Annotated in this window: 29 protein-coding genes; 10 read left to right on the top strand and 19 right to left on the bottom strand. The window is 72.4% G+C overall.

The window, feature by feature from the left end:
* The first annotated feature begins 68 nt into the window (after window positions 1-68).
* Entirely contained in the window at window positions 69-1,538 is a 1,470-nt protein-coding gene (locus ACZ3YO_RS25900; protein WP_465573526.1) for an MFS transporter, read from the top strand.
* Window positions 1,539-1,618: 80 nt separating this feature from the next.
* Here ACZ3YO_RS25900 and ACZ3YO_RS25895 read toward each other — a convergent pair whose 3' ends face one another.
* The 3 genes from ACZ3YO_RS25895 to ACZ3YO_RS25885 form a co-directional block, all read right to left on the bottom strand.
* Entirely contained in the window at window positions 1,619-1,888 is a 270-nt protein-coding gene (locus ACZ3YO_RS25895) for a hypothetical protein (protein ID WP_465548773.1), read from the bottom strand.
* Window positions 1,881-2,444, bottom strand: a complete 564-nt coding sequence (locus tag ACZ3YO_RS25890; RefSeq protein ID WP_396323245.1) for an RNA polymerase sigma factor — start codon at window positions 2,442-2,444, stop codon at window positions 1,881-1,883. Before ACZ3YO_RS25890 ends, ACZ3YO_RS25895 begins: the two co-directional genes overlap by 8 nt.
* A gap of 258 nt (window positions 2,445-2,702) precedes the next feature.
* Window positions 2,703-3,146 carry a hypothetical protein gene (locus ACZ3YO_RS25885; protein ID WP_465573522.1) on the bottom strand — a complete coding sequence of 148 codons (444 nt, stop codon included), beginning with the start codon at window positions 3,144-3,146 and terminating at the stop codon, window positions 2,703-2,705.
* 88 nt (window positions 3,147-3,234) lie between these two features.
* Here ACZ3YO_RS25885 and ACZ3YO_RS25880 point away from each other — a divergent pair, with 88 nt between their 5' ends.
* From ACZ3YO_RS25880 to ACZ3YO_RS25870, 3 genes are all read left to right on the top strand, one after another.
* Window positions 3,235-3,813 (top strand): NADAR family protein, encoded by a 579-nt coding sequence (locus ACZ3YO_RS25880; RefSeq protein ID WP_465573520.1) that lies wholly within the window; start codon window positions 3,235-3,237, stop codon window positions 3,811-3,813.
* Entirely contained in the window at window positions 3,810-4,949 is a 1,140-nt protein-coding gene (locus ACZ3YO_RS25875) for a hypothetical protein (RefSeq protein WP_465573517.1), read from the top strand. The genes ACZ3YO_RS25880 and ACZ3YO_RS25875 overlap by 4 nt, the downstream gene beginning before the upstream one ends.
* Window positions 4,950-5,017: 68 nt before the next feature.
* Complete coding sequence (locus tag ACZ3YO_RS25870; protein WP_465573515.1) at window positions 5,018-6,358, top strand: hypothetical protein; 1,341 nt, start codon at window positions 5,018-5,020, stop codon at window positions 6,356-6,358.
* Between the two features lie 78 nt (window positions 6,359-6,436).
* Here the strand turns inward: ACZ3YO_RS25870 and ACZ3YO_RS25865 are convergent, their stop codons facing one another.
* Window positions 6,437-7,819, bottom strand: a complete 1,383-nt coding sequence (locus ACZ3YO_RS25865) for a glycine--tRNA ligase (RefSeq protein ID WP_396323240.1) — start codon at window positions 7,817-7,819, stop codon at window positions 6,437-6,439.
* Between the two features lie 217 nt (window positions 7,820-8,036).
* On the opposite strand from ACZ3YO_RS25865, the gene ACZ3YO_RS25860 reads away from it, so the two are divergent.
* Genes ACZ3YO_RS25860 through ACZ3YO_RS25845 form a run of 4 tightly spaced genes read left to right on the top strand, consistent with a single transcriptional unit; the run spans window position 8,037 to window position 11,137 of the window.
* Window positions 8,037-8,990, top strand: a complete 954-nt coding sequence (locus ACZ3YO_RS25860; RefSeq protein WP_465573512.1) for a metal ABC transporter substrate-binding protein — start codon at window positions 8,037-8,039, stop codon at window positions 8,988-8,990.
* A 16-nt stretch (window positions 8,991-9,006) separates the two neighbouring features.
* Window positions 9,007-9,774 (top strand): metal ABC transporter ATP-binding protein, encoded by a 768-nt coding sequence (locus ACZ3YO_RS25855; protein WP_465573509.1) that lies wholly within the window; start codon window positions 9,007-9,009, stop codon window positions 9,772-9,774.
* A complete protein-coding gene (locus ACZ3YO_RS25850) occupies window positions 9,771-10,691 on the top strand; it encodes a metal ABC transporter permease (protein WP_465548766.1) in 921 nt (306 codons plus the stop codon). Before ACZ3YO_RS25855 ends, ACZ3YO_RS25850 begins: the two co-directional genes overlap by 4 nt.
* Window positions 10,692-10,726: 35 nt before the next feature.
* A complete protein-coding gene (locus ACZ3YO_RS25845; RefSeq protein WP_465573506.1) occupies window positions 10,727-11,137 on the top strand; it encodes a Fur family transcriptional regulator in 411 nt (136 codons plus the stop codon).
* Between the two features lie 98 nt (window positions 11,138-11,235).
* Here ACZ3YO_RS25845 and ACZ3YO_RS25840 read toward each other — a convergent pair whose 3' ends face one another.
* The 4 genes from ACZ3YO_RS25840 to leuA all read right to left on the bottom strand — a co-directional run bounded on the left by ACZ3YO_RS25840 (window position 11,236) and on the right by leuA (window position 15,851).
* Window positions 11,236-12,099 carry an isoprenyl transferase gene (locus tag ACZ3YO_RS25840; protein ID WP_465573503.1) on the bottom strand — a complete coding sequence of 288 codons (864 nt, stop codon included), beginning with the start codon at window positions 12,097-12,099 and terminating at the stop codon, window positions 11,236-11,238.
* Between the two features lie 4 nt (window positions 12,100-12,103).
* On the bottom strand, window positions 12,104-12,850 hold the full coding sequence (gene recO / locus ACZ3YO_RS25835) for a DNA repair protein RecO (RefSeq protein WP_396323235.1): 747 nt from the start codon (window positions 12,848-12,850) through the stop codon (window positions 12,104-12,106).
* Window positions 12,851-13,100: 250 nt separating this feature from the next.
* Entirely contained in the window at window positions 13,101-13,793 is a 693-nt protein-coding gene (locus tag ACZ3YO_RS25830; protein ID WP_465573500.1) for a TerB family tellurite resistance protein, read from the bottom strand.
* Window positions 13,794-14,054: 261 nt separating this feature from the next.
* Window positions 14,055-15,851, bottom strand: coding sequence for a 2-isopropylmalate synthase (leuA, locus tag ACZ3YO_RS25825; RefSeq protein WP_465573497.1), 1,797 nt, complete (start codon window positions 15,849-15,851; stop codon window positions 14,055-14,057).
* A gap of 331 nt (window positions 15,852-16,182) precedes the next feature.
* On the opposite strand from leuA, the gene ACZ3YO_RS25820 reads away from it, so the two are divergent.
* Both ACZ3YO_RS25820 and ACZ3YO_RS25815 read left to right on the top strand, forming a co-directional pair.
* On the top strand, window positions 16,183-17,202 hold the full coding sequence (locus ACZ3YO_RS25820) for a M4 family metallopeptidase (RefSeq protein ID WP_465573494.1): 1,020 nt from the start codon (window positions 16,183-16,185) through the stop codon (window positions 17,200-17,202).
* Window positions 17,203-17,311: 109 nt separating this feature from the next.
* The gene (locus ACZ3YO_RS25815; protein WP_396323231.1) at window positions 17,312-17,578 is read left to right on the top strand and encodes a protealysin inhibitor emfourin; all 267 of its coding nucleotides are present in this window, start codon (window positions 17,312-17,314) and stop codon (window positions 17,576-17,578) included.
* Window positions 17,579-17,685: 107 nt separating this feature from the next.
* Here ACZ3YO_RS25815 and era read toward each other — a convergent pair whose 3' ends face one another.
* From era to ACZ3YO_RS25760, 11 genes are all read right to left on the bottom strand, one after another.
* Window positions 17,686-18,615, bottom strand: a complete 930-nt coding sequence (gene era, locus ACZ3YO_RS25810; RefSeq protein WP_148645217.1) for a GTPase Era — start codon at window positions 18,613-18,615, stop codon at window positions 17,686-17,688.
* A gap of 61 nt (window positions 18,616-18,676) precedes the next feature.
* Window positions 18,677-18,838: a hypothetical protein gene (locus ACZ3YO_RS25805; protein ID WP_153882821.1), complete on the bottom strand. Its 162-nt coding sequence runs from the start codon at window positions 18,836-18,838 to the stop codon at window positions 18,677-18,679.
* A 236-nt stretch (window positions 18,839-19,074) separates the two neighbouring features.
* Window positions 19,075-19,428 (bottom strand): cytidine deaminase, encoded by a 354-nt coding sequence (locus ACZ3YO_RS25800; protein WP_396323229.1) that lies wholly within the window; start codon window positions 19,426-19,428, stop codon window positions 19,075-19,077.
* A 45-nt stretch (window positions 19,429-19,473) separates the two neighbouring features.
* Window positions 19,474-20,013, bottom strand: a complete 540-nt coding sequence (locus ACZ3YO_RS25795; protein WP_465548761.1) for a DUF4383 domain-containing protein — start codon at window positions 20,011-20,013, stop codon at window positions 19,474-19,476.
* Between the two features lie 77 nt (window positions 20,014-20,090).
* The gene (locus ACZ3YO_RS25790; protein WP_396323227.1) at window positions 20,091-20,327 is read right to left on the bottom strand and encodes a hypothetical protein; all 237 of its coding nucleotides are present in this window, start codon (window positions 20,325-20,327) and stop codon (window positions 20,091-20,093) included.
* 44 nt (window positions 20,328-20,371) lie between these two features.
* A complete protein-coding gene (locus ACZ3YO_RS25785) occupies window positions 20,372-21,697 on the bottom strand; it encodes a hemolysin family protein (protein WP_396323226.1) in 1,326 nt (441 codons plus the stop codon).
* A gap of 18 nt (window positions 21,698-21,715) precedes the next feature.
* Entirely contained in the window at window positions 21,716-22,210 is a 495-nt protein-coding gene (ybeY, locus tag ACZ3YO_RS25780; protein ID WP_396323225.1) for an rRNA maturation RNase YbeY, read from the bottom strand.
* Between the two features lie 14 nt (window positions 22,211-22,224).
* On the bottom strand, window positions 22,225-23,361 hold the full coding sequence (locus tag ACZ3YO_RS25775) for a PhoH family protein (protein ID WP_465573449.1): 1,137 nt from the start codon (window positions 23,359-23,361) through the stop codon (window positions 22,225-22,227).
* Between the two features lie 197 nt (window positions 23,362-23,558).
* The gene (locus ACZ3YO_RS25770; RefSeq protein ID WP_396323223.1) at window positions 23,559-24,482 is read right to left on the bottom strand and encodes a ribonuclease Z; all 924 of its coding nucleotides are present in this window, start codon (window positions 24,480-24,482) and stop codon (window positions 23,559-23,561) included.
* A gap of 5 nt (window positions 24,483-24,487) precedes the next feature.
* Entirely contained in the window at window positions 24,488-24,841 is a 354-nt protein-coding gene (locus ACZ3YO_RS25765) for a histidine triad nucleotide-binding protein (RefSeq protein ID WP_465573446.1), read from the bottom strand.
* Window positions 24,842-24,908: 67 nt separating this feature from the next.
* Window positions 24,909-25,664, bottom strand: a complete 756-nt coding sequence (locus tag ACZ3YO_RS25760) for an RDD family protein (protein ID WP_465573443.1) — start codon at window positions 25,662-25,664, stop codon at window positions 24,909-24,911.
* Window positions 25,665-25,831: the final 167 nt, after the last annotated feature.

Genomic DNA, 25,831 nt, shown 5'->3' with positions numbered 1-25,831 from the left:
CAGGTACTTCTTATACCTGGATAACCACACTCTGGTACCAGGTTGTCGGGTGGCGGATCGTATGACCCGTGACCCCACAACTCGCCGTCGCCAAGACCACCGTCGCCGCAACCACCCGGCCCGCCGCCACCACCCCCGGCGTCGCGGTCCAGGGCACCGCCTCGCTCGGCACCGCCGGGCTGGTCACCGTCCTGCTCGGGGCGTTCCTGCCGATGCTCGACTTCTTCATCGTCAACGTCGCCCTGCCCACCATCGACCACGACCTGGCCGCCGGCCCCGCCGTCCTGGAGCTGGTCGCCGCCGGATACGGCATCGCCTTCGCCGTCCTGCTCGTCCTCGGCGGCCGGCTCGGCGACATCTTCGGCCGTCGCCGGCTGTTCGTCGTCGGCGCCGCCGCCTTCGCCCTGACCTCGCTCGCCTGCGGGCTCGCCCCCGGCGCCTGGACCCTGGTCGCCGCCCGCGCCGCCCAGGGCGCCTCGGCCGCCCTGCTCATCCCCCAGGTGCTCGGCACCATCACCGCCGCCACCCACGGCGCCCGGCGCGGCCAGGCGCTCTCCGTCTACGGCGCGGTCGGCGGCATCTCGGTGGTCATCGGGCAGGTGCTCGGCGGGATGCTGGTCGCCGCGGACCTGTTCGGCACCGGCTGGCGCTCCGTCTTCCTGCTGAACGTCCCGTTCGCCCTGCTCGCCCTCGTCCTCGCCGTCCGGTACGTCCCCGAGAGCCGCGCCGAGCGGGCCGCCCGCGTGGACGTCCCCGGCACGCTGCTGCTCACCGCCACGCTGCTCGCCCTGCTCGTCCCGCTGATGGAGGGCCGCGCCGCCGGCTGGCCGCTCTGGTCCTGGCTGCTGCTCGCGCTCTTCCCTGTGTTCGCGGTGGCGTTCGGTGTCGTCGAGCTGCGCGCCGAGCGCCGCGGCGACACCCCGCTGGTGCCGCCCACCCTGCTGCGGATCCCCGAGATGCGGCGCGGCCTCGGCATCGCCCTGCCCTACTTCGGCGGCTTCGGCGGCTTCATGTTCGTGATCGCCGTCGCCCTCCAGCAGGGCCTCCACCTCGGCCCGGTCGCGGCCGGCTGGGCACTCGTCCCGATGGCCGTCGGCTACTTCGCCGCCTCGCTCTCCGGCCCCCGCCTGATCGGCCGCTTCGGCAGCCGCGTCCTCACCGCCGGCGCCGTCGTCCAGGCGATCGGCCTCGCCACCCTGGCCCTCACCGTCCTCGCCGACTGGGCCCACTTCTCCCCGCTCCGGATGGCGCCCGGCGTCGCCCTCGCCGGCATCGGCCAGGGCCTGATCGGCACCCCGCTGTTCCGCGTCGTCCTCTCCAAGGTCCCCGCCGACCGGGCGGGCGTGGGCAGCGGCGTCCTCGCCACCGGCCAGCAGTCCAGCCTCGCCCTCGGCGTCGCCACCCTGGGCACCCTCTACCTGGCCCTCGCCCCGACGCTGGGCATGGACCGTGCCCTGGCCCTCTGCCTCGGCATCCAGCTCCTGGGCTCCTTCACCGTCCTCTACCTGACCACCCGTCTCCCCCGCTCCATCGGCTGACGGCCGCGGACGGCCCGGGTCACACCGGCACGAAGGCGTCGCGCCCGCCCGCATCCTGTGCGGACGGGCGCGACGCCGTTTCAGCCGGGCCCGCCGACGGAGAGCCGGCACCGGCCGTCCGACGTGCAGGAGCGCTTCAGACGGCCCCGCGAGACGGTCTGCGCCAGCCCGACCGCCCAGCACATCGGGCACCCGCGCAGGGCGAGCACGCCGACCGGCAGGAGCAGCAGGGAGACCGGCCCGGCCAGCGGAACGAGCGCGAACGAGCCGGCCAGCGCGCCGAATCCCACCGCGCCACGCGCCAGGTGCCGGGGCAGGGAAGTGCTGGAGAAGTCGGGACGGTCAGTCATCTCTGCCTCCGAAAGCCGGATCGGTCCTGTCCCGCAGCGTCTGCCGGACGGTCGCGCGGGCGCGGTGCAGCCGCGACTTCATCGCGGCGCTGCTCAGGCCCAGCGCATCGGCGACCATCCGCCCGCCGAGGCCCTGCACGTCCCGCATCACCAGGACGCGGCGCTGGTCCGCCGGGAGGGCCGCGATCGCCGCCGCCACCCGCCCGGCCTCCAGACGCTGCAGCGCCTCGTCCTCGGCCGACGGCCCGGCGTCGTCTCCCGCCGGCGGGTGCTCGCGCAGCAGCGTGCGCGCGCGGCGCAGGCACTCGTTGCGCACGATGCGGAACATCCACGACGCCAGGGCACCGGAGGCGCGCAGCATCCCGATCTTGCGGTACAGGATGATCAGTGCCTCCTGCGCCGCGTCCTCGGCGTCCTCCGGCGACGCGCACAACGAGCGGGCGAACCGCTGCACATGCGGGTGCGCGCCCGACACCAGTGCCGCGATCGAGTCGACATCACCGCGCTGCGCGGCGACGACCAACCGCTCGCCCGGCCAGGCGGTGGACTCAGCCACGGCCCCGCCCCCGCCTGCGCAGCACGACCACACTGCACGTGCACAGGAGCACCACGGTGACGGCGACAGCGATACCGACGATCACGACAACCTCCAGATCCGTCCCGACGTTCGTCGGAGACATGTATAGGAGGCACGGGCATCGCCAAAGGATTCACCCCCGGGCCGGTCGGCCGTCGGACGGCCGAGCCGGAGCCTGAACCGGCCTCAGCCGGAGCCGCCGGAGCAGGGGAGCCACGGCGGGAGGGGCGTACCGGTTCAGGTGGCCGGTACCCGTTCCGCGTCGAGCCGGGCGGCGCTGAGGTACTCACCGTCTCCGTGGAGGCGGACGGTCGGGGGAAGGCCGTCGCCGAGGGCGTCGAGGACCTCGCTGCGCGGGTAGCCGAAGAGGTCGATGCCGTGGAGGACCACCGGGCAGGCCGACGGGCCGGCCCCGGTGGCCGGGTCGCGGGTGAGGCTGATGCCGCCCAGGCCGGGGGTGTCCCGGTACCGGCCGTAGCGGTCCACGACGTCGCCGAGGGCGTCGAGCTCCAGCCCCTGGTAGCGCGCGGTGAAGGACCAGCCGGCGCCGCAGACCCACCCCGCGCGCACGTCCGCGACGGTGGCGACGGCCCACTGGGCGGTGCGCTCGTCCGCACCGAGGCGGAGCGTGCCCGCGCGGCCCGGGAGCCGGAGACCCACGCCGGGGAGAAGCTCGAACATGTGGCGATGATCCCGATCGCACGCTCCGCACCGCAAGCGCGTATCAAAGCGTTGGCGCCCCCATGACCCTTTGTGTCAGTATGACGATATGAGCGACACGTACACGGGGGACCCTCTCGACGCCCGCAACCGGGCCGAGCTGGTGGCATCGATCGCCTCCGGCGCGCAGCCGAAGTGGCTGATGTTCTGGGGGCACCGGCCGCAGCGGGACGGGTCGGTCGGGCCGGGGTCACTCAGCCAGTGGTGGCCGTCCGCGTTCACCGTCGACGGGGTGACGTACACCAGCGCCGAGCACTGGATGATGGCCGGGAAGGCCCGGATGTTCGGGGACGACGCGATCGTGCCGCGCATCCTGGCCGCGCGCACGCCCGCCGAGGCGAAGAAGCTCGGCCGGCTGGTCAAGGGCTTCGACGAACCCACCTGGACAGCAGGGCGGTTCGAGCTCGTCGTCCGGGGCAACGTCGCCAAGTTCGGGCAGGACGAGGCCCTGGGCGCCTACCTCCTCGGCACGCAGCAGCGCGTCCTCGTCGAGGCCAGCCCGGTGGACCGGCTCTGGGGCATCGGGCTCGCCGCCGCCGACGACCGCGCGCAGCGGCCGGCCGACTGGCGCGGGGAGAACCTGCTGGGCTTCGCACTGATGGAAGCCCGCACCAGGCTGGCGAAGTGAGCACCATCGCCACCGTCCTGGACGGCACGGTGGCGGTGTCGACGGTCGCGGCCCTGGCCGTCGCGCCACGGGCGTCGAAGCGGGAGCGGCGGCCGGGGCGCGGGGGGTTCGGGCCGGACGCCGTGCTCGCGGTCGTCGTGGCGCTGATCCTCCTCAACCAGCTCGCCTTCGCCGTCTACGTCCAGCGGGTGCACGGCGGCGACCCGTCCTTCATCGCGCGGTACCTGCCGCCCGGCTGGTTCGCCGTGCCCCGCGGCAATCCGGTCGTCGACGGCCTCGCCGCACACACTCCCGCACCGGCGGTGCTCGCGCCGTCCGTCCTCCGCGTCCAGGCGTTCCTCGAACTGCCGCTCGTGCTCCTGACGTTCGCCGCCGTGCTGCGCCGGCTGGACGGATCGCTGTACCGAAGGGTGTTCCTCTCACCGCTGGTCCCGCTCGCCGCCTCGTCGTACACCGTCGCGTTCTGTGCCGTCGAGTGGGACCTGCGCAACCCGTACACGACCGACGACCTCCTCGTCCGCGCGGTCTCGGCCCTCGTCACCCCGGTCCTGCTGGCCAGGCTGGCCGCACGGGAGAAGGAGCCCGAAGGACGGCACGTCACCGCACCCCGCCTCCTCCTCTTCGCCCTCGAACTCTGGGCGTACGACGCCCTGATGCTCACCCTCTACGACACCGCGCTGCTCTACAACCTCGCCCGCCTCGCCGACCGCCTCCCCACGGCCCTCGCCGCGCTCACCGTCCTCACGGTCACACGCCTCACGGTCACGCGCCTCGCACCACGGCCGGCCCACCCCACCGGCCCGCGCACAACGGCGCTCGCGGGCGCCCTGCGCGCCGGGCTCGTGCTCTTTCTCGCCCCCGCACTCGCCGTCCGGTACGCCGGGAGCTTCGGCACGCCCCAACTCGCCGCAGGAGCCGGTGCCGTGGTGCTCATCGCCGCCACCGCCCGCTTCGCGATCCGGCTGGCACTGCCTGCCGTGGCGGGTATCGCCGCAGGCTGGGCGGCCGTGCACTGGTCCGTGTCCGCGTACTACGAGGCGGCCCTGCTCCAGGCGGCGACCGCCGCACTGCTCGCCACCGTCGCCGTCTGTGTGCTCCTGGACACCATTCGCAAACCATTGGATGCACTTTCGTAACTCAGTTGCCGTATACCGACGCCAGGATGACTCGCAGTCAGGGTCTAGATGGACAGGGTGCGGCGATCATGCGAATACGGAACACAGAACAACCCACAGCTCAGCGGGCCGGCGAGAGCGAGCAGGACGCTCTGGAACTCAGCGCGGAGCTGGACGAGTTACTGCGGGCGAAGCAGTACGCCAACCAACGCGAACGCCGGCTCATGGAGTCCGTCCGCTCCCTGCCGGAGCGGCAGCGCCCGGACGGGGAGCTGTTACGGCAGCTGGCCCAGGCACGGACGCTGCGCGAGGGCCTCGGCGCGCGCTGCCTCGAACTGAGCGATCAGCTCACGGCGTTGGAGGACCGGCTGCGCCAGCCCGCCCCGCGGCAGAGCGGCCCGACCCCCCGTCAGCCCACCGGGGCCCGGTTCGCGGACGGCGCGTACGAGGAGGCGCCCGCCCCCGCAGTGCCACAACCTGCTCCCCCGGCGCCCGCCGCCACCGGGGCCCGCTTCGGCAACCCCAGGCCCCTGGCCAGGGCCCAACCCCGGTCCACCTCCCAGCCCCGGCTCCGGCCTGCGGACACCGCGGCCGCACCCCCGGCGCCCCCACCACCTCCGCCGGCACCCCAGGCACCTCAGGCGCCCCGGGCCTCTCAGGCCCCCGAGGCACCCCAGGCCCGCCGCCGCTCCCCCGCCGAACTCGCCGCCCTCGCCGAGCGGGTCACCACCCTGCACCGCCAGGGCGCCACCCACGAGAGCACCGCGCTGCTGAACGAGGCGGCCGCCCTCCTCCTGCCGCCCGACACCGCCCACCTGGCGGGCCTGCTCGCCAGGAGCGGCCCGCCCGGCGCCTCCGTCCGGCTGGCCCGCGAGGCGGCGCAGAGCACCCCCGCACAGGCCGCCGGCACCCTCGCCGAGCTGCGGCAGGCGGGCCTGGCCGCGGAGGCCGCCGAGCTGTTCCACGCGCTCTGGAACTACCCGGCCGCCGCCCTGCCCGCGCTGCTGGCGGCACTGGAGCGGGCCGGGCAGCACGCGGACGCCGCCACCCTGCTGTGGGAGTGGGGTTCCGCGCCGGCCGCCGAGCTGGCCTCGCTCGCCACCGCGCTGGAGCGGGACGGCCGTTCCGGCGACGCCCGGACGCTGCTGCGCCAGGCCGCGGGCCGGCCCACCGGCGACCTCACCGCGCTGGCCACCGCCCTCCCCGCACCACTGCCCGCCGTCCTGCTGCACGAGCTGGCGGCGCTGCGCCCGCCGGCCGAGCTGGTCCGGCTCGCCGCCGCCCTGGAGGCGCACCGGGAGCTGTACGCCGCGCTGCTTGCCGTCCTGACCGAGGAGGAGGGACGTCACCGCACCACCCTCGCCGCCCTCCGTGCGGCCGGCCTGCCGACCACGACCGCCCCGGCGCGCTCCCGCTGGGGACGCCGGTAGGCGGCAGCCGGCCGGCAGTGGACAGCAGGGAGCCCCCGCCCGCCCGAAGGCGGACGGGGGCTCCCCGTCGGACCGGCGTCAGCAGCCGATCAGCCGCGCGGCCAGGTACGACTTCACCTGGTCCAGCGAGACCCGCTCCTGCGACATGGTGTCGCGGTCGCGCACGGTCACCGCGTTGTCCTCGAGGGTGTCGAAGTCGACGGTGACGCAGAACGGCGTGCCGATCTCGTCCTGACGGCGGTAGCGCTTGCCGATCGCGCCGGCGTCGTCGAACTCGACGTTCCACGCGGTGCGCAGGTCGGCGGCGAGGCCGCGGGCCTTCGGCGAGAGGTCGGCGTTGCGCGAGAGCGGCAGCACGGCGACCTTGACCGGGGCCAGGCGCGGGTCGAGCCGCATGCCGACGCGCTTCTCCATGACGCCCTTGGCGTTGGGCGCCTCGTCCTCGAAGTAGGCGTCGATCAGGAAGGCCAGCATGGCGCGGTTGAGGCCCGCCGCCGGCTCGATGACGTACGGGAAGTACCGCTCGCCGGACTCCTGGTCGAAGTACTTGAGGTCCTGGCCGGAGGCCTCGCTGTGCACCGTGAGGTCGTAGTCGGTGCGGTTGGCGACGCCTTCGAGCTCGGAGAACTCCTGGCCGCCGAAGTTGAAGCGGTACTCGATGTCCACCGTGCGCTTGGCGTAGTGGGAGAGCTTCTCCTTCGGGTGCTCGAAGAAGCGCATGTTCTCGGTCCGCAGGCCGAGGTCGACGTACCAGTCCCAGCGCTGCTGGAGCCAGTAGTCGTGCCACTGCTCGTCCTCGCCCGGCTTGACGAAGAACTCCATCTCCATCTGCTCGAACTCGCGGGTGCGGAAGATGAAGTTGCCGGGGGTGATCTCGTTGCGGAAGCTCTTGCCGGTCTGGGCGATGCCGAACGGCGGCTTCTTGCGCGAGGTCGTCTGGACGGCCTTGAAGTTGGTGAAGATGCCCTGCGCCGTCTCCGGGCGCAGGTAGGCCAGGCCACCGGCCTCCTCGGTGACGCCGAGGTGGGTCTTCAGCATGCCCGAGAACTCACGGGGCTCGGTGAAGGAGCCCTTGGTGCCGCAGTCGGGGCAGTTGATGTCCTTGAGGCCGTTCGGCGGCGGGAAGCCGTGCTTGGCCTCGTACTTCTCCTCCAGGTGGTCGGCCCGGTGGCGCTTGTGGCAGGAGAGGCACTCGGTCAGCGGGTCGTTGAAGGTGGCGACGTGGCCGGAGGCCTCCCAGACCTCGCGGGCCAGGATCACCGACGAGTCGAGGCCGACGACGTCCTCGCGGGCCTGGACCATCGCACGCCACCACTGGCGCTTGATGTTCTCCTTCAGCTCGACACCCAGCGGTCCGTAGTCCCAGGCGGCACGAGTGCCGCCGTAGATCTCGCTGCAGGGGTAGACGAAGCCACGGCGCTTGCTCAGGCTGACGATCGTGTCGATCTTGTCGGCGGCCACAGTGCTCTCTTCAGTACGACGGCACGGTCAGGGCACGGCTGGTTGCGCGTACCCGAATACCTCAGGTTACCGGCCATACGGGTACGAGGTTCAAATCGGTATTGCCCACCCTCCCCCGCCCATCGGAATCCCCCGTCCTCTCCCACTCATCGCCACCCCCTGTTCACCCGTCCGAGTGATTTGACAATCATTTCCATCTAACCTGAGAATGGTTGTCATGATGATCCGACGACCCGCACGCACCGCCATAGCCCTGACCGCCACCGCCCTCTCGGGCACCCTGCTCCTGACCGCCTGCGGCGGGGACAGCAGCGCCAAGGGCACCGGCGGCAAGCTGGACGTCGTCGCCTCCTTCTACCCGATGGAGTACCTCGCGTCGCAGATCGGCGGGGAGCACGTCAAGGTCACCGACCTCACCGCGGCCGGCGTCGAGCCGCACGACCTGGAGCTCACCGCCAAGCAGGTCGGGAGCCTCCGGAAGGCCGGCGCCGTCGTCTACCTCAAGGGCCTCCAGCCCACCGTGGACAAGGCCGTCGCCGGCTCCGGCGCCAAGCACGTGATCGACGCCACCGCCGCCAGCCCGCTGGTCGACCACCACCTCGACGAGGGCCACTCCGAGGGCGACGGTCACGACCACGCCGAGGCCGCCGGCGACCCGCACATCTGGCTCGACCCGACCCGGTACGCGGCGGTCGCCAAGAGCGTCGGCGCCGGGTTCGCCGAGGCCGACCCGGCGCACGCGGCCGACTACCGGAAGAACACCGACGAGCTGGTCGGCCGGCTCACCGCCCTGGACCAGGAGTTCCGGGACGGCCTGAAGGACGCCGGCAGCAGGACGTTCGTCACCAGCCACGCCGCCTTCGGCTACCTCGCCGAGCACTACGGCCTCACCCAGGTCGCCATCAACGGCGTCGACCCGGAGTCCGAGCCCACCCCGGCCCGCCTCGCCGAGGTCCAGAAGGCCGCCAAGGACAACGGCGCCACCACGGTCTTCTTCGAGACCCTGGTCAGCCCCAAGCTCGCCGAGACCGTCGCCAAGGACCTCGGCCTCAAGACCGCCGTCCTGGACCCGCTGGAGGGCGTCAAGGACCCCTCCAAGGACGACTACCTGACGGTGATGAAGCGGAACCTCGCCAACCTCCGGGCCGCCCTCGGCGCGACCACCAGCTGACGGGACGACAGCACCCATGACCCACCCGACACCCCCGGCCGTCCGCCTCCGCAACGCCGTCGCCTCGCGCGGCGGCCGGCCGGTGCTGCGCGGCGTCGACCTCACCGTGGAGCCCGGCGAGGTCGTCGCGCTGCTCGGCGCCAACGGCTCCGGCAAGTCCACCACCGTCAAGGCCGTGATCGGCGCCGTCCCGCTGGACCGGGGCGGCCTGGAGCTGTTCGGCACGCCGTTCGCCAAGTTCCGCGCCTGGCACCGGATCGGGTACGTCCCGCAGCGCACCACCGCCGCCTCCGGCGTCCCGGCCACCGTCCGCGAGGTGGTCTCCACCGGACGGCTGCCGCAGCACGGGCTGCTGCCGTTCCGCCGCAGGGACCGCGAGGCGGTGGACCGCGCGCTCGCCGCCGTCGGCATGCTGGACCGGGCCGGGGACGGCGTCGCCGACCTCTCCGGCGGCCAGCAGCAGCGGGTGCTGATCGCCCGCGCCCTGGTCGGCTCCCCCGACCTGCTGATCATGGACGAGCCGATGGCCGGCGTGGACGCCGCCAGCCAGCAGGTGCTCGCCGACACCCTGCGCTCCGAGGTCGCACGCGGCGCCGCCGTCCTGCTGGTGCTGCACGAACTCGGGCCGCTGGAGCCGCTGATCGACCGCGCCGTGGTGCTCCGCGACGGCTGCGTCGCCCACGACGGCCCGCCCGTCCCCAACACCGGGCTGCACGCACTCCCCGGCCACGACCACGTCCACCCGCACGCGGACCTCCACCACACCCAGGGACTGCTGGCATGACCGAGATGCTCAGTTACGACTTCATGCAGCGGGCGCTGCTCGCCGCCGTGCTGGTCGGCATCACCGCGCCCGCCGTCGGCATCTACCTGGTCCAGCGGCGCCAGGCGCTGATGGGTGACGGCATGGGCCACGTCGCGATGACCGGCGTCGGCCTCGGTTTCATCTTCGACACCAGCCCGGTCTGGATGGCCGTGCTGGTCTGCGTGCTCGGCGCCGTCACCATGGAGCTGGTCCGCTCGCGCGGCAACCAGCGCGGCGACATCGCCCTCGCGATGCTCTTCTACGGCGGCATGGCCTGCGGCAAGCTCCTGGTCTCCAAGTCCGCCCAGGCGGGCGCCGGCTCCCTGGAGTCCTACCTGTGGGGCTCCATCCTGACCGTCGCCCCCGCCGACCTCGCCACCATCGCGGCCCTCGGCGCCGTGGTGATCGCCGTCACCGTCGGCCTGCGCCGCCAGCTCTTCGCGATCTGCCAGGACGAGGACTTCGCCCGGGTCACCGGCCTGCCGGTGCGCCTGCTCAACCTGCTGCTCGCCGTGATGGCCGCGGTCACCGTCACCGTCGCCATGCGGGTGGTCGGCCTGCTGCTGGTCAGCGCGCTGATGGTGGTCCCGGTGGTGGCCGCCCAGCAGCTCACCCGCTCCTTCGCCGCCACCCAGGCCGCCTCGATCGGTCTCGGCGTGGTGGTCGCCCTGGCCGGCGTCACCGGCTCCTACCAGCTGGACGTCCCCTCCGGTCCGGCCATCGTGCTGCTCGCCATCGCCGTGTTCGCGGTCTTCAGCGCGATCGCCGCCCCGCTGGCCCGCCGCCGGCACCGGTCGGCGGCCGACTCCGGACCGCAGGTCTGCGACGTCCAACTGCCCGGACAGGGCCCGACCGACGCGACCACACCGGAGCGGAGAGCGGGGCTGGCACAATGAGGTGCGAGACGCCCACACCCCCAGGAGGACCCACGGTGACCACCGCAGGCCCGTCGCCGCGCGCCCGCTCGACCCGGCAGCGTGCCGCCGTCTCGGCGGCCCTGGACGAGATCGAGGACTTCCGCAGCGCGCAGGAGCTCCACGACATGCTCAAGCACCGGGGTGACTCGGTGGGCCTGACCACGGTCTACCGCACCCTGCAGTCGCTCGCCGACGCGGGCGAGGTGGACGTGCTGCGCACCGCCGACGGCGAGGCGGTCTACCGCCGCTGCAGCAGCGGGCACCACCACCACCTGGTCTGCCGGCACTGCGGCGCCACCGTCGAGGTCGAGGGGCCGGCCGTCGAACGCTGGGCCAACTCGGTCGCCACCGAGCACGGCTTCAGCGACATCGCGCACACCCTGGAGATCTTCGGCACGTGCGCGGAGTGCGCCAAGAAGGCCTGATCTCCGTACGCCGAAGGGCCCGTGGGACTCCCACGGGCCCTTCGGCGTGCGCCCCGACGCGTCCGCCCCCCCGGGGGCACGCGTGCGCGGGCGTGCGATCAGCGCTGCGCCGGCAGCTCCGGGGCCACCTCGTTCGGGATCGCCCCGCCGAAGCGCCGGTCGCGCATCGCGAACTGCTCGCAGGCCCGCCAGAGGTCCCGGCGGTCGAAGTCCGGCCAGAGCACGTCCTGGAACACGAACTCGGCGTACGCGGACTGCCAGAGCAGGAAGTTGGACGTCCGCTGCTCGCCGCTCGGGCGCAGGAAGAGGTCCACGTCCGGCATGTCCGGGTGGTACAGGTACTTGGCGATGGTCTTCTCGTTGACCTTCTTCGGGTCCAGCTTCCCGGCCGCGACATCGGCCGCGATGGCCGCCGTGGCGTCCGCGATCTCGGCCCGGCCGCCGTAGTTGACGCACATGTAGAGCGTGACGGCGTCGTTCTCCTTGGTCTGCTCCTCGGCGACCTGGAGCTCCTGGACGACGCTCTTCCAGAGCCTGGGCATCCGGCCGGCCCAGCGGATCCGCACGCCCATCGCGTCCATCTCGTCGCGGCGGCGGCGGATGACGTCCCGGTTGAAGTTCATCAGGAACTTCACCTCGTCGGGCGAGCGCTTCCAGTTCTCGGTGGAGAACGCGTACAGCGAGATGTTCTTCACGCCGAGCTCGATCGCGCCCTTGAGGACGTCCAGCACCACGGACTCGCCGACCTTGTGGCCCTCGGTGCGCGGCAGCCCGCGCTCCTTGGCCCAGCGGCCGTTGCCGTCCATCACGATCGCGACGTGGCCGGGGACCAGCTCGCCGGGGATCTTCGGCGGCTCGGCGCCACTGGGGTGCGGGGTCGGGGGGAGGTACTCGCCCCCGGCCTTCGGCCGGGGGGACCCCCAGCTGCCGTCGCCGCCGCCGAAGAGCCGTCGCGCTGCCATGTGCTCACTTCTCCACGTATCTCATCGAGCGGATGCCCCGCTCCAGGTGCCACTGCAGATAGGCCGCGACCAGGCCGCTGCCCTCCCGCCAGTACCTCGGCTCGCAGGTGTCGGCCGTCTGCCAGTCCCCTGACAGCAGCGCCCCGAGCAGTACCAGTGTCTCAGGGGAGGGTACGGCACATCCGGGCACTCGGCAGTCCCCGCAGAGCACGCCACCCGCCTGGAGCGAGAAGAACCGGTTCGGGCCCTCCAGCCCGCACTTGGCGCAGTCGGTGAAGCTCGCGCCGTACCCGTTCACCGCGAGCGAGCGGAGCAGGAAGGCGTCCAGCACCAGGTGCGACTCGTGCAGCCCGGCGGCCAGCGTGCGCAGGCCGCCGACCAGCAGCAGGTACTGCTGGACGGCCGGCTCGCCCTCGTTCTCGGCGAACCGTTCCGCCGTCTCCAGCATGGCCGTCCCGGCGGTGTAGCGGCCGTAGTCGGTCACGATGGAGCCGCCGTACGGGGCGATCGTCTCCACCTGGGTGCAGAGCGGCAGGCCGCGGCCGACCAGGTCGCTCCCGCGGCTGAAGAACTGCACGTCCACGTGCGAGAACGGCTCCAGCCGGGCGCCGAACTTCGACTTCGTCTTGCGGACCCCGCGCGCCACCGCACGCACCTTGCCGTGCTGGCGGGTGAGCAGGGTGATGATCCGGTCGGCCTCGCCGAGCTTCTGCGCCCGGAGCACGACGCCGTCGTCCCGGAACAGGCTCATGCGGCGCCCTCGCGGCCTGCGACGGGCGGTCGGGCGTCGAACAGTGTGGACATCCCACCATTGTCGCGCAGGAACGGCGGCAGCCGTGTGGCCCGCACCCGGGCCCGTGGGGGAGGTGCCCGGAGGGTGCGGGTCACGGCGGGCCCGGGAGTGGGGGCACCGCCCGGCCGACGGCCGGGGGCGGGTCGGGCCCGGTTTGTGGGGGTCTGCGGGGTCCTGCGGGGGTGGGGCGGGAGGCGGAGCCCGGAGCCTAGCGCGAGGCGCGGGTCGCCGCTTCCAGCAGCGCCCCGACCGTGGCCTGCGGAAGGTCCAGACAGCGCCCGACCGCGGCCAGCGCCTCGCGCTCCTGCGGCAGGTAGCGCCCGTCGGCGAGGGCGATCGCCGCGCCCTGGAGCAGCAGCCGCTCCCGCCCCTGGTGGGCGAGGTGCGGGGCGAGCGGTTCGAGCACCGCGTGCAGCTCCACGGCCAGGCCTCCGGCCTCCCCCAGCCTCCGGCCGGGAGGTGCCACCACTTCGTGGGCGTCGTAGAGCTCCCCGCCGAGACCGGAGAGCGCGGCCAGCGCCGCCAGCACCTGGGCCTCGCCGCAGTCCTCGAAGCCGGCCTCCCGGACGGCCGCGCAGGCCGCCTCGCGGGCCGCCCGGTGCGCGGTGCCCCCGGCCGCCAGCAGGGCGAGCGCCACCGTGTACTGGGCGTCGCGCAGCATCGCGCCGAGGCGGACGCAGGTGGGCTGTTCCAGGCTCTCCACCCCGTACCGGCCGTGGCAGGTGGTGCACTGCACGCTGCCGAGGACCGGGCCGAGCGGCAGTACCGGGGTACCGAGCAACCGCAGCCACCGCCGGCCGTGCTGCCGGCGGTAGTTGCGGTCTCCGCCACAGCCCGGGCAGAAGAAGTCACCGAGAACGTCAGTCCGCCACCGCGGGCGGACACCCCACAACCCTGTCACGGCGCCACTCCCCAGACATGGCAGGCGGCCTGCACAACAATGGGCAGGTCACGCGACCGGACACCGAGGCCGTCCCACCGACCCGGCTTTCCGGTGCGTCGATGTTGCCATGGTTACCGGCACGTGTCAGTACCTCGAACGACCCGGGACCCGAAAAAATGTGGCGCAGGACACAGCGTGTACGCCCTCCCCCGCCCGGGGCCGCCGGAAAGGCGACCGGGCCGCCCCGGAGGACGGCCCGACAGCTACCACTCGTACGAACTACCCGCGCTGCACGCGGTTGACGGCGCTGATCATCGCCTTCAGCGAGGCCAGCACGGTGTTGCCGTCGATGCCGACGCCCCACAGCACCTTGCCGTCGACGGCGCACTCGACGTACGCGGCCGCCTGGGCGTCGCCGCCCTCGCTCAGCGCGTGCTCGGCGTAGTCCAGGACCCGGACGTCCACGCCGATCCGGGCCAGCGCGTCGGCGAACGCGGAGACGGGGCCGTTGCCGGTACCGGCCAGGGTGACCGGCACCCCGTCGACCACGGCCTCGGCGGTCAGCGCGTCCCGGCCGTCCTCGGTGGTCAGGCTGCGCGAACCGGCCAGCGAGATCCGGCCCCACGGGTTGTCGGTGGTCGGCAGGTACTCGTCCTGGAAGACCGCCCAGATCGCGGCCGGGGTGACCTCGCCTCCCTCGGCGTCGGTCTTGGCCTGGATGATCCGGGAGAACTCGATCTGCATCCGGCGCGGCAGGTCCAGCTTGTGGTCGTTCTTCAGGACGTACGCGACGCCGCCCTTGCCGGACTGGCTGTTGACCCGGATGACCGCCTCGTACGTCCGGCCGACGTCCTTCGGGTCGATCGGCAGGTACGGCACGCCCCAGGTGTGCTCCTCCACCGGCACACCGGCCGCCTTGGCGTCGGCCTCCAGGGCGTCGAAACCCTTCTTGATCGCGTCCTGGTGCGAACCGGAGAAGGAGGTGTACACCAGGTCGCCGGCGTACGGGTGGCGCGGGTGCACCTCCATCTGGTTGCAGTACTCGGCGGTGCGGCGGACCTCGTCGATGTCGGAGAAGTCGATCTGCGGGTCGATGCCCTGCGAGAACAGGTTCATGCCCAGGGTGACCAGGTCGACGTTGCCGGTCCGCTCGCCCTGGCCGAACAGGCAGCCCTCGATCCGGTCGGCGCCGGCCATGTAGGCCAGCTCGGCGGAGGCGACGGCGGTGCCGCGGTCGTTGTGCGGGTGCACCGACAGGCAGACGTGCTCGCGGCGCGACAGGTTGCGGGACATCCACTCGAACTGGTCCGCCTGGACGTTCGGGGTCGCCCGCTCGATGGTGGCCGGCAGGTTCAGGATGATCTCGCGCCCCTCGCCCGGCTCCCAGACGTCCATCACCGCCTCGCAGACCTCCAGCGCGAAGTCCAGCTCGGTGTCGACGAAGATCTCCGGCGAGTACTGGTAGCCGAAGACGGTGTCGTCGCCCAGCAGCTTCTCCGCGTACTCCATCACCAGCCGGGTGCCCTCGGTGGCGATCGCCCGGGTGGCCGCCCGGTCGTTGCGGAACACCACCCGGCGGAACAGCGGCGCCGTCGCGTTGTACAGGTGGACGGTGGCGCGCGGGGCGCCGACCAGCGACTCGACGGTCTTCTCGATCAGCTCCTCGCGGGCCTGCGTCAGCACCGAGATGGTGACGTCCTCCGGGATCGCCCCCTCCTCGATCAGCGAGCGTACGAAGGCGTGGTCGGTGGCACCGGAGGAGGGGAAGCCGACCTCGATCTCCTTGTAGCCCATCTTCACCAGCAGGTCGAACATCTTGCGCTTGCGGGCCGGGGACATCGGGTCGATCAGCGCCTGGTTGCCGTCCCGCAGGTCGGTGGAGAGCCAGCGCGGCGCCTTGGTGATCACCTGCGACGGCCAGGTGCGGTCCGGCAGGTCGACGGTGTCGAACGGCAGGTAGCGCCCGTGCCGCATGCCCGCGGGCTGCTGGCGCACGGTCGCGGCGGTGATCGGGGTCGGACGGTCGACGAACGCGCGACCGGCGGGGATGGACGCGGCGGAGCTCTGCTCGGTCATGGAGGTGACTCTCGGCTTCCTGTGATGCGGGGCGTGTCGGGGTGAGGTGGACACCCGACTGGCCGGCCTGCTGCCGCTCGCGACCCCTCGTTGGGCCGCAGGATTACTACGCGCACAGCACAGTCCCCGCGGCGAGGGAGCCGGCCCTGGTGGACTACAGGCCCTCGACGCGGCAGCTAAGAAGAAGCAGCCCGTTGCGCATGATGTCGTCCAGCGTAACCGAGGACCGCGCGCCCCCGAAGTGAACCGGGCGGACATTCCACCCCTTGAGACGGAGCGACTTCGGTCCGCGCCGGTGACAACACGTCATGCTTGCCTCACTCTTGGCCACATGACCGCTGAACCGGCGCTCTGCGCGATCGTTCCGCCCTATGTCCTGGACCGCCTCGCCGAGGACGGTCACGAGCCCGCCGCCCGCTCCCTCGCCCTGGACGCCGTGCACCGCACGGCCCGCCTCACCGCCGTCCCCGCCCCACCCGCCACCGGCCGCCTGGACCGGGTGATCGGGGACGCCGGCCACACCGAACGACTGCCCGGCCGCACCGTCCGCAGCGAGGGCCAGAGCCCAGTCCAGGACGAGTCCGTCAACCACGCCTACGACGGCCTCGGCGCCACCTTCGAGCTCTTCGCCGACGCGTACGGGCGCCGCTCGATCGACGACCAGGGCCTGCGCCTGGACGCCACCGTGCACTACGGCCTGCACTACGACAACGCCTTCTGGGACGGCCGGCGGATGGTCTTCGGGGACGGCGACGGCGAGGTGTTCGGCGACTTCACCGCCTGCATCGACGTCATCGGCCACGAACTCACCCACGGCGTCACGCAGTTCACCGCGGGCCTGGAGTACAGCGGGCAGTCCGGAGCGCTCAACGAGTCCGTCTCCGACGTCTTCGGCTCGCTGGTCAAGCAGTACGCGCTCCACCAGGACGCCGCCGACGCGGACTGGCTGATCGGCGCCGGGCTGCTCGCGCCCGGGGTGCAGGGCGTGGCGCTGCGCTCGATGAAGGCGCCCGGCACCGCGTACGACGACCCCCGGCTCGGCAAGGACCCGCAGCCGGCCCACCTGCGCGACTACGTGCGAACCGCCCAGGACAACGGCGGCGTGCACATCAACTCCGGCATCCCCAACCACGCGTTCTACCTGTTGGCCACCGCGCTCGGCGGGCCGGCCTGGGAGCGGGCCGGGCGGATCTGGTACGACACGCTGACCGGCCGGCGGCTGCCGTCCGACGCCGGCTTCACCGCCTTCGCCCGGGCCACCGTGGCGGCCGCCAAGGCCCGCTACCCCGAGCCCTCGGTGGCCGACACGGTGACGGCGGCCTGGGCGAAGGTCGGCATCAGCACCGGCTGAGCCCGTTGAGCCGACGTTGAGCCGGGCTTGAGCCGGGCTTGAGACCGCAAAGGTCAAGGTCCGGAAAAAGCCCGGCAAACAACCATCCCTGCGTAGCACCATGGACACCATGCGTATCCAGGTGACCCGGACCGGCGGCCTTGCGGGGCGCGCCCTCCACGCGGAGCTCGACACCACCGAGCGGACGGACGCCCCGCACGTGCACGCGCTCGCCCGCGAAGCCGTCGCGGGCGGGCTGCGGTCGCCCTCGTACGGGGTGCCGGACGGCTTCCACTACGAGATCACGGTCGACGGCCGGACGGTGCACTGCGCCGACCCCAAGCTCACCGACTCGCAACGGGAGCTGGTCTCGCTGGTGCTGCGCGAGGGTGCGTAGGCCCTCGGGCGGGGTGCGGGGGCCTGGGCCCGACGGAAGGTCCCGACCGGACGGCGAAGGCCCGCCCGGAGACGTCCGGGCGGGCCCTGTGTCGTGGTCCGGGCAGGTCAGAAGCCCAGCTTGCGCAGCTGCTTCGGGTCCCGCTGCCAGTCCTTGGCCACCTTGACGTGCAGGTCCAGGTAGACCGGCGTGCCGAGCAGCGCCTCGATGTGCTTGCGGGCGGTGGTCCCGACGTGCTTGAGCCGGGAGCCCTTGGCGCCGATCACGATCGCCTTCTGGCTCTGCCGCTCGATGTAGACGTTGGCGTGGATGTCCAGCAGCGGACGGTCCGCCGGGCGGCCCTCGCGCGGGATCATCTCCTCGACCACCACGGCCAGCGAGTGCGGCAGCTCGTCCCGGACGCCCTCCAGCGCCGCCTCGCGGATCAGCTCGGCGACCATGATCTGCTCGGGCTCGTCGGTGAGGTCACCGTCCGGGTAGAGCGGCATGCCCTCCGGGAGCAGCTTGGTGATCAGCTCGGCGACCAGGTCGACCTGCTTGTCGCCGACGGCCGAGACCGGGATGATCTCGGCCCACTCGATGCCCAGCTCGACGCCCAGCTGATGGATGGCGATCAGCTGCTCGGCCAGCCGCTTGGAGTCGACCAGGTCGGTCTTGGTGACGATGGCCACCTTGGGGGTCTTCTTGATCTCGGCGAGTTCCTTGGCGATGAACTTGTCGCCGGGGCCGAGCTTCTGGTCGGCGGGCAGGCAGAAGCCGATCACGTCGACCTCGGCCCAGGTGGAGCGGACCAGGTCGTTGAGACGCTCGCCGAGCAGGGTGCGCGGCTTGTGCAGACCGGGGGTGTCGACCAGCACCAGCTGGGCGTCGGGGCGGTGCACGATGCCGCGCACGGTGTGCCGGGTGGTCTGCGGACGGTCGGAGGTGATCGCGACCTTCGTCCCCACCAGGGCGTTGGTCAGGGTCGACTTGCCCGCGTTGGGCCGGCCGACGAAGCACGCGAAGCCGGAGCGGTACGAGGAGGAAGGGGCACTCATGCGCTCCATTCTCCCTGATCACCGGGAGCGCGACGGACGCGGCCGCCCGAACGGCGTCCGATCAGCCCTTGTCGCCGCCGCCGAGCGAGGCCAATCCCATGATCAGCACCAGCAGCAGGAAGGCCACCGAACCCCAGAGCCAGAACGGCGAGCCGGTCTCCTGCCACTTGCCCATGCCCATCACGCCCAGCAGCAGCCCCGCGAAGAACGCGTACGGCCCCATCTCCCCAGCCCCCTCACCGCAACCCACTCCCGGTGAGATTATCTGCCGAACGCAGACGGCATCGAGGGCGTATCGAAGCCGGCGCCGAGGGCGGTGTCGAGGACTGTTTCCCAGGCGGCATCACACACGGCATCGCAGGCGGCATCACACACGGCGGAGCGCCCGGGGTTTCCGCCCCGGGCGCTCCGAACGCCGTACCGCTCAGCGGGCCTCGGCCGCTCGGCACGCCGTACCGCTCAGCGGGCCTCGGCCGCCACCTTCAGGGCCCCGTCCGGCCCGGCCAGCAGCACCGGCGTCCCGGCCCCGCCGAGGTCCCGCACCGCGGCCAGGTCGGCCTCGGCCGGCTCGCCGGCCTCGCTCACCACGGCCGCCGCCTCCAGCGACCTCGCACCGCTGGCCACCGCCATCGCCACCGCCGTCTGCAGCGCGCTGAGCCGCAGCGACTCCAGCGCGACCGTCCCGGCCACGTAGGTGCGCCCGGTCTCGTCACGCACCGCGGCCCCCTCCGGGACGCCGTTGCGGGCGCGGGCGGAGCGGGCCAGGGTGATGATCTTCTTGTCTTCGGGGTCGAGCTCGACGATGTCACTCATGCCGCCGAGCATAGGCCCGGGGCCAGGCCCCGGGGCGGGCCGGGCTCAGTGGCCGATCGGGTTCGGCGGCCCGGGCCGCATCACCTTGACGAAGGTCTTGGGACCGGACGGCATCGGCTCCTCGTCCGCCGACCGCTGTCGCCAGTACGGGTTGTCGTGCGGCAGGTGGCTGCTGACCCGGCCGTACATGCCGAAGGTCACCACGACCATGCCGAAGATGAACGCGAAGATCACGTTGGACATCCGGAAGTTGAGGATGTTCGCTTCCGGCCTGCCGAGCACCGCCAGGCCGTAGAAGCCGGAGAGCACGAAGAGCCCGCCGACCACCATGTTCAGGTTGGAGGCGAAGTTCCCGCCGATGACGGCCCCGCCGACCAGGATGGCGCCCACCACGATGGAGAGGATGCTCAGCGCCCCGTTGGTCGAGAGCCCGGCGATGTGGTCGCCGTGGGTGGACAGGAAACCCGGGTGGTCCAGCAGTCCGAGGATCCCGAACACGATCAGGAAGACCCCGCCGAGCCCCGCTCCGATCCGCCAGACCATGAGGAGTTTGTGGTCGACGGGCAGTTCGTCTTGCAGCTTCATGGTGACCTCCACCATGGGACGTCGGACGGCCTCCACCCGCGCTGCTCCGCCCACGGAGCGGCGCACGGCCGGGCCGGTCAGCTGTAGGGGTGGCTCCCCTGCATGTGGGGCACCTCGTGCATGTACAGCGAGCCGCACTGCTGGCAGCAGCGCAGCCCGGTGCCCCACTCCTCCTCCGCCCGGGTCTCGGCGTCGGTGTCCATGGTGCGGCCGCAGAGGGCCGTCGCGGGTTCGGCGGCCCGGACGACGTGCCAGGACTTCGCCCCGGCCGACCGACCCTGCGGGCCGTACTCCGCACGCAGTAGATGACTCATGTACCCATGGTCGTTCGGCCGGAGCCCGGACGCTACTCGCCGGCCTATTCGCCGGTCTCCGCGTCCGCCAGGGACGCCCGGCGGACCGGGAGGGCCACCATCGAGCCGATCCGGTTGCGGCGCCCTGCCGAGCTCTCCGCGGTGAGGCGGATCGCGGTCAGGTCGGTGGCGGCGTCCTCCGGCAGCGGGATCTCGCAGGCCGAGCCCGGGATCGGCACCCGGCCGAGGTGCTTGGCGAGCAGACCGCCGACGGTCTCGACGTCCTCGTCCTCCAGCTCGATGCCGAACAGCTCGCCGAGGTCCTCGACCAGCAGCCGGGCGGTGATCCGGTACGAGCCGTCGCCGAGGTCCTCGACCGGCGCGATCTCCCGGTCGTACTCGTCGGTGATCTCCCCGACGATCTCCTCCAGGACGTCCTCGATGGTGACCAGCCCCGCGGTGCCGCCGTACTCGTCGATCACGATCGCGACGTGCGAGCGGCGCTGCTGCATCTCGCGCAGCAGGTCGCCGGCCGGCTTGGAGTCCGGGACGAAGACGGCCGGCCGCATCACGTTCCCGACCTCCTCGGACTCCGCCTCCCGGTTGATGTGGGTGCGGCGGACGAGGTCCTTGAGGTAGATGATGCCGACCACGTCGTCCTCGTTGTCGCCCACCACCGGGATGCGCGAGAAGCCGGAACGCAGCGCCAGGGTGAGCGCCTGACGGACGGTCTTGTGCCGCTCGATCATCACCAGGTCGGTGCGCGGCACCATCACCTCGCGGACGATGGTGTCGCCCAGCTCGAAGACGGAGTGCACCATCCGGCGCTCCTCGTCCTCGATCACGTCGTTCTTCTCGGCGAGGTCGACCAGGGCGCGCAGCTCCGCCTCGGAGGCGAACGGCCCCTCGCGGTAGCCCTTGCCGGGGGTCAGCGCGTTGCCGAGCAGGATCAGCAGCCGCGGGATCGGGCCGAGCACGCCGGCCAGCGGCAGCAGCACGAAGGAGGCCGCGGTGGCGGTGGTCAGCGGGTGCTGGCGGCCGATCGTGCGCGGCGAGACGCCGACCGCCACGAAGGAGACCAGCACCATCACGCCGAACGCCAGCAGCACGGCCTGCCAGGTGGTCTCCAGGTTCCGCACGCAGACCACGGTGACCAGGACGGCCGCCGCCATCTCGCTGGCCACCCGGATCAGGGTCGCCAGGTTGAGGTAGCGGATCGGGTCGGAGGCCAGCGTCAGCAGCCGGGCCGAGCCGCGCCGCCCGGCCCGGACCGCCTCCTCCGCACGGAACCGGGAGACCCGGGAGATGCCCGCCTCGGCGCACGCGGCCAGCCAGCCGAGGACGACCAGCAGCACGGCACCCAGGATGAAGCTCGTACTCTCACCACTCACGGGGGTCGGGCTCCGCGCTCAGTGGGTGGTGGGGGCCGGCGAGATGCCGCCGAGGCCGCGGCCGGCCCGCCAGCCGTCGAGGATCGCCTTCTGGAGGCCGAACATCTCCTCCTCCTCGTCCGGCTCCTCGTGGTCGTAGCCGAGCACGTGCAGCACGCCGTGGACGGTGAGCAGCTGCAGCTCCTCGTCCATCGAGTGCTGGGACGGGGCCGCCTTGCCCTGCTGCTCCGCGACCTCGGGGCAGAGCACGATGTCGCCGAGCAGGCCCTGCGGCAGCTCCTCGCCCTCCTTGCCGGGGCGCAGCTCGTCCATGGGGAAGGACATCACGTCGGTGGGGCCCGGGAGGTCCATCCACTGGATGTGCAGCTCCTCCATCGCCGCACCGTCCACCAGGATCACGGACAGTTCGGACTGCGGGTGGATCCGCATCTTGTCCAGTGCGTAGCGGGCGACGTCGAGGATGGCTTCCTCATCGGCGTCCCAACCGGACTCGTTGGCGATGTCGATCGACATGACGGGCTGGTTACTCAGCTTTCGGTGCGATGGGACTGACGGGGTGCGCGCGGTGCGGCCGGCTTGCCGGGGCGCCGCTGGCCGGGCTTGCGGGAGGGCCGTGGTGCGCCCTCCTCGGCCTCCTGGAGGGCGTCCCAGCGCTCGTACGCGTCCACGATCCGGCCGACCAGCTTGTGGCGGACCACGTCGGTGCTGGTGAGGACGGAGAAGTGGATGTCGGGCACGTCGGCCAGGATCTCCTGGACGACCTTGAGACCGCTGCGGGTGCCGCCCGGGAGGTCGATCTGGCTGGTGTCGCCGGTGACGACCACCCGGGAGTTGAACCCGAGGCGGGTGAGGAACATCTTCATCTGCTCGGGCGAGGTGTTCTGGGCCTCGTCCAGGATGATGAAGGCGTCGTTGAGGGTGCGGCCGCGCATGTAGGCGAGCGGCGCGACCTCGATGGTGCCGGCCGCCATCAGGCGCGGGATGGAGTCCGGGTCCATCATGTCGTGCAGCGCGTCGTAGAGCGGGCGCAGGTACGGGTCGATCTTCTCGTAGAGGGTGCCGGGCAGGAAGCCCAGCCGCTCCCCCGCCTCGACGGCCGGACGGGTCAGGATGATCCGGTTGACCTCCTTGGCCTGGAGGGCCTGGACGGCCTTGGCCATCGCGAGGTAGGTCTTGCCGGTACCGGCCGGGCCGAGGCCGAAGACGATCGTGTGCTTGTCGATCGCGTCGACGTAGCGCTGCTGGTTGAGGGTCTTGGGGCGGATGGTGCGGCCCCGGTTGGACAGGATGTTCGCGGTGAACACCTGGGACGGCGCCGGGCTGTCCGGGTCGTCCACGGCGCTCCGGAGCATGGCGATGGAGCGCTCCACGGAGTCCTCCGTCAGGGGTTGGCCGGTGCGCAGCACCAGCAGCATCTCGTTGAAGAGCTGCTGGACGAGGGCGACCTCGGCGCGCTCTCCGGTGGCGGTCACCTCGTTGCCGCGGACGTGGATGTCGGCGGCGGGGAAGCCCCGCTCGATCACACGGAGCAGTGAGTCCGCGGTGCCGAGCAGGGTGACCATCGGGTGCTTCTCGGGGATGACGATCCGGGCGCTGGTGCGGCCGTCGTCCGCCGGTTCGGGGCGCGACTGTCCGTTCGTACGGGTCTGCGATGTGTCACTCATAGGTCGGCGCTGGGCCTGCCTCATCCCATCCGTGTCTCGTGGGCCGCTCGGTCTCTCCGGGGCACCAGGGTACGCCGCGCACGTGATCGCTGCGGCGGGCGGCGGGGCCGCACCCGACGATGCTCCGGCAGATCGCGGGGCGGCGCGAGCGGTTTTCCGCACCGTTCACGGGCCGCCCACGGCTCCGCCCCGTCCGGTCACGGCCGGCGCCGGGGCGGGACGGGCACCCTGGCGAGGTCCTCGGCGAGCACGATGGTGCCGTCGAAGTGCTTGCGGGCGTCGGCGAGGTGCTGGCCGAGGTCCGGGTAGCGCTGCGAGAAGTGGGTCAGCACCAGGGTCTGCGCGCCGGCCTCGGCGGCGACCTTGGCGGCCTGGCCGGCGGTCAGGTGACCGTGGTCCTCGGCGAGCCGGACGTCGGCGTCGGTGAAGGTCGACTCGATGACCAGCAGGTCGGCGCCCTCGGCGAGTTCGTGGACGCCCTCGCAGAGCCGGGTGTCCATCACGAAGGCGAACTTCTGGCCGAGCCGGGGCTCGCTGACCTGGTCCAGGGTGACGCGCACGCCGTCCACCTCGATCGCGCCCCGGTGCTGGAGCCGGCCGACGTCCGGCCCGGCGATGCCGAGGGCGGCGAGGCGCTCGGGCACCAGCCTGCGGCCGTCCGGCTCGGTGAGCCGGTAGCCGAAGGACTCGACCGGGTGCGAGAGCCGGACGGCGTCCAGCGCGAAGCGGGCACCGGGGACGGGCAGCGGGCCGCGCTCCTCGATCGGGCGGGGGCGCAGCACGGCCGTCTCGTGGTAGGCGGTGGCGTACCGCAGCCGCTCGAAGTAGACCTCCCCGGACGCCGGGAAGTAGACGTCCACCGGCTGCGGGACGCGGTCCAGGTTGATCCGCTGGATCACCCCGGCGAGCCCCAGGCTGTGGTCGCCGTGGAAGTGCGTGACGGCGATCCGGGTGATCTGGGTGGCGGAGACCCCGGCGTGCAGCATCTGCCGCTGGGTGCCCTCGCCGGGGTCGAACAGCAGGCCCTCGCCGTCCCAGCGCAGCAGGTAACCGTTGTGGTTGCGGTGCCGGGTCGGCACCTGGCTGGCGGTGCCGAGGACGACGAGTTCGCGCTGGGACACGCCGGTCAGACCATGCGCTCGGTCATCGGGATCCCGCCGAGCACGTGGACGTGGGCGTGGAAGACGGTCTGGCCCGCGCCGGCGCCGGTGTTGAAGATCAGCCGGTAGTCCTTGATGCCCTCGTCCTCGGCGACCCGGCCGGCCTCGGCCAGCAGCTCGCCGGCGATCTGCGGCTCGGCGGCGGCCAGTTCGGCGGCGTTCGGGTAGTGGACGTGCGGGATGACCAGGATGTGGGTCGGGGCCTTCGGGGCGATGTCCCGGAAGGCGAGGATGCGCTCGGTCTTGCGCACCACGGTGGCCGGGATCTCGCCGGCCACGATCTTGCAGAACAGGCAGTCGGGCTGCGGCTCGCCGGCCATCGGGGTCTCCTCGCGGTGTCTCACGGTGTCGTGTCGCACGGTGTCGGTCGGGGCGTACGGCCGCATGCTAGCCGAGCCGGCCGGTCGCCTGCTGGTACTCGCGCAGGTGCTTCCAGCGGACCACGCGGACCGCGAGGACCTCGCCCTCGTCCTCGAAGTCCTCGGTGAGCAGCGAGATCGCGAGGATGACGAAGCCGATCATCCAGCGCTTGGTGAGCCGCCAGGTGTGCGGCCGGCTGACGTCCTTCTTGCGGATCACCCGGAGGGCCATGACCCCCTTGCCCACGCTGAAGCCGGTGAGCCGGGCGAGCAGCACCTGGTTGGCGTAGGAGACGCCGAAGCCGACGCCGAGCAGGGCGCCGAGGTAGGCACCGGTGTGGACGGTCTTCGGGCCGCCGGCGGCCTTGGCCGCGACGAAGCCCAGGACGACCGCGAGCAGGCAGTCGATGACGATGGCGGGGAAGCGCCGGAAGCCGCTCGCCTCCTTCGGCTTGGGCACGCGCCCGGCGTAGGGGTGCTGCTGCCCTTGGGGCTGCCCGCCGTGGGGGTTCCCGTGGGCCGGCGGCCGGCCGTACTGCGGCTGCCCGTACTGCTGCGGCTGCTGGCCGTATGGCGATTGCTGCCCGTACTGCTGCTGGCCGTACCCCGGCTGCTGCCCGTACGGCTGTGGCTGGCCGTACGGCGGCTGCCCGTACCCCGGCTGCTGCCCGTACGGCTGTGGCTGGCCGTACGGCGGCTGCCCGTACCCCGGCTGCTGCCCGTACTGCTGTTGCCCGTACGGCTGTTGCCCGCCGTACTGCGGCTGCGGATAGCCCTGTGCCATGTGCTCCCCCGTGAGCTGTCGATCGGCCGACGATCGGACTCGATCAAGAACAGCCCCGCATCCTACCCAGCCCTGCGGAGTGGGGGGGGGGGGCGGCGGGGGCCCCCCCCCCCCCGCGGGGCGCGGGCCCCCGCCCCGCCCCCCCCCGCCCCGCCCGGGCCGGGCGG

Source organism: Kitasatospora sp. NPDC022785 (genome assembly GCF_055561295.1).
The sequence above is the reverse complement of the archived record's forward strand: the minus strand, read 5'-3'. Positions and strand labels throughout refer to the sequence as shown.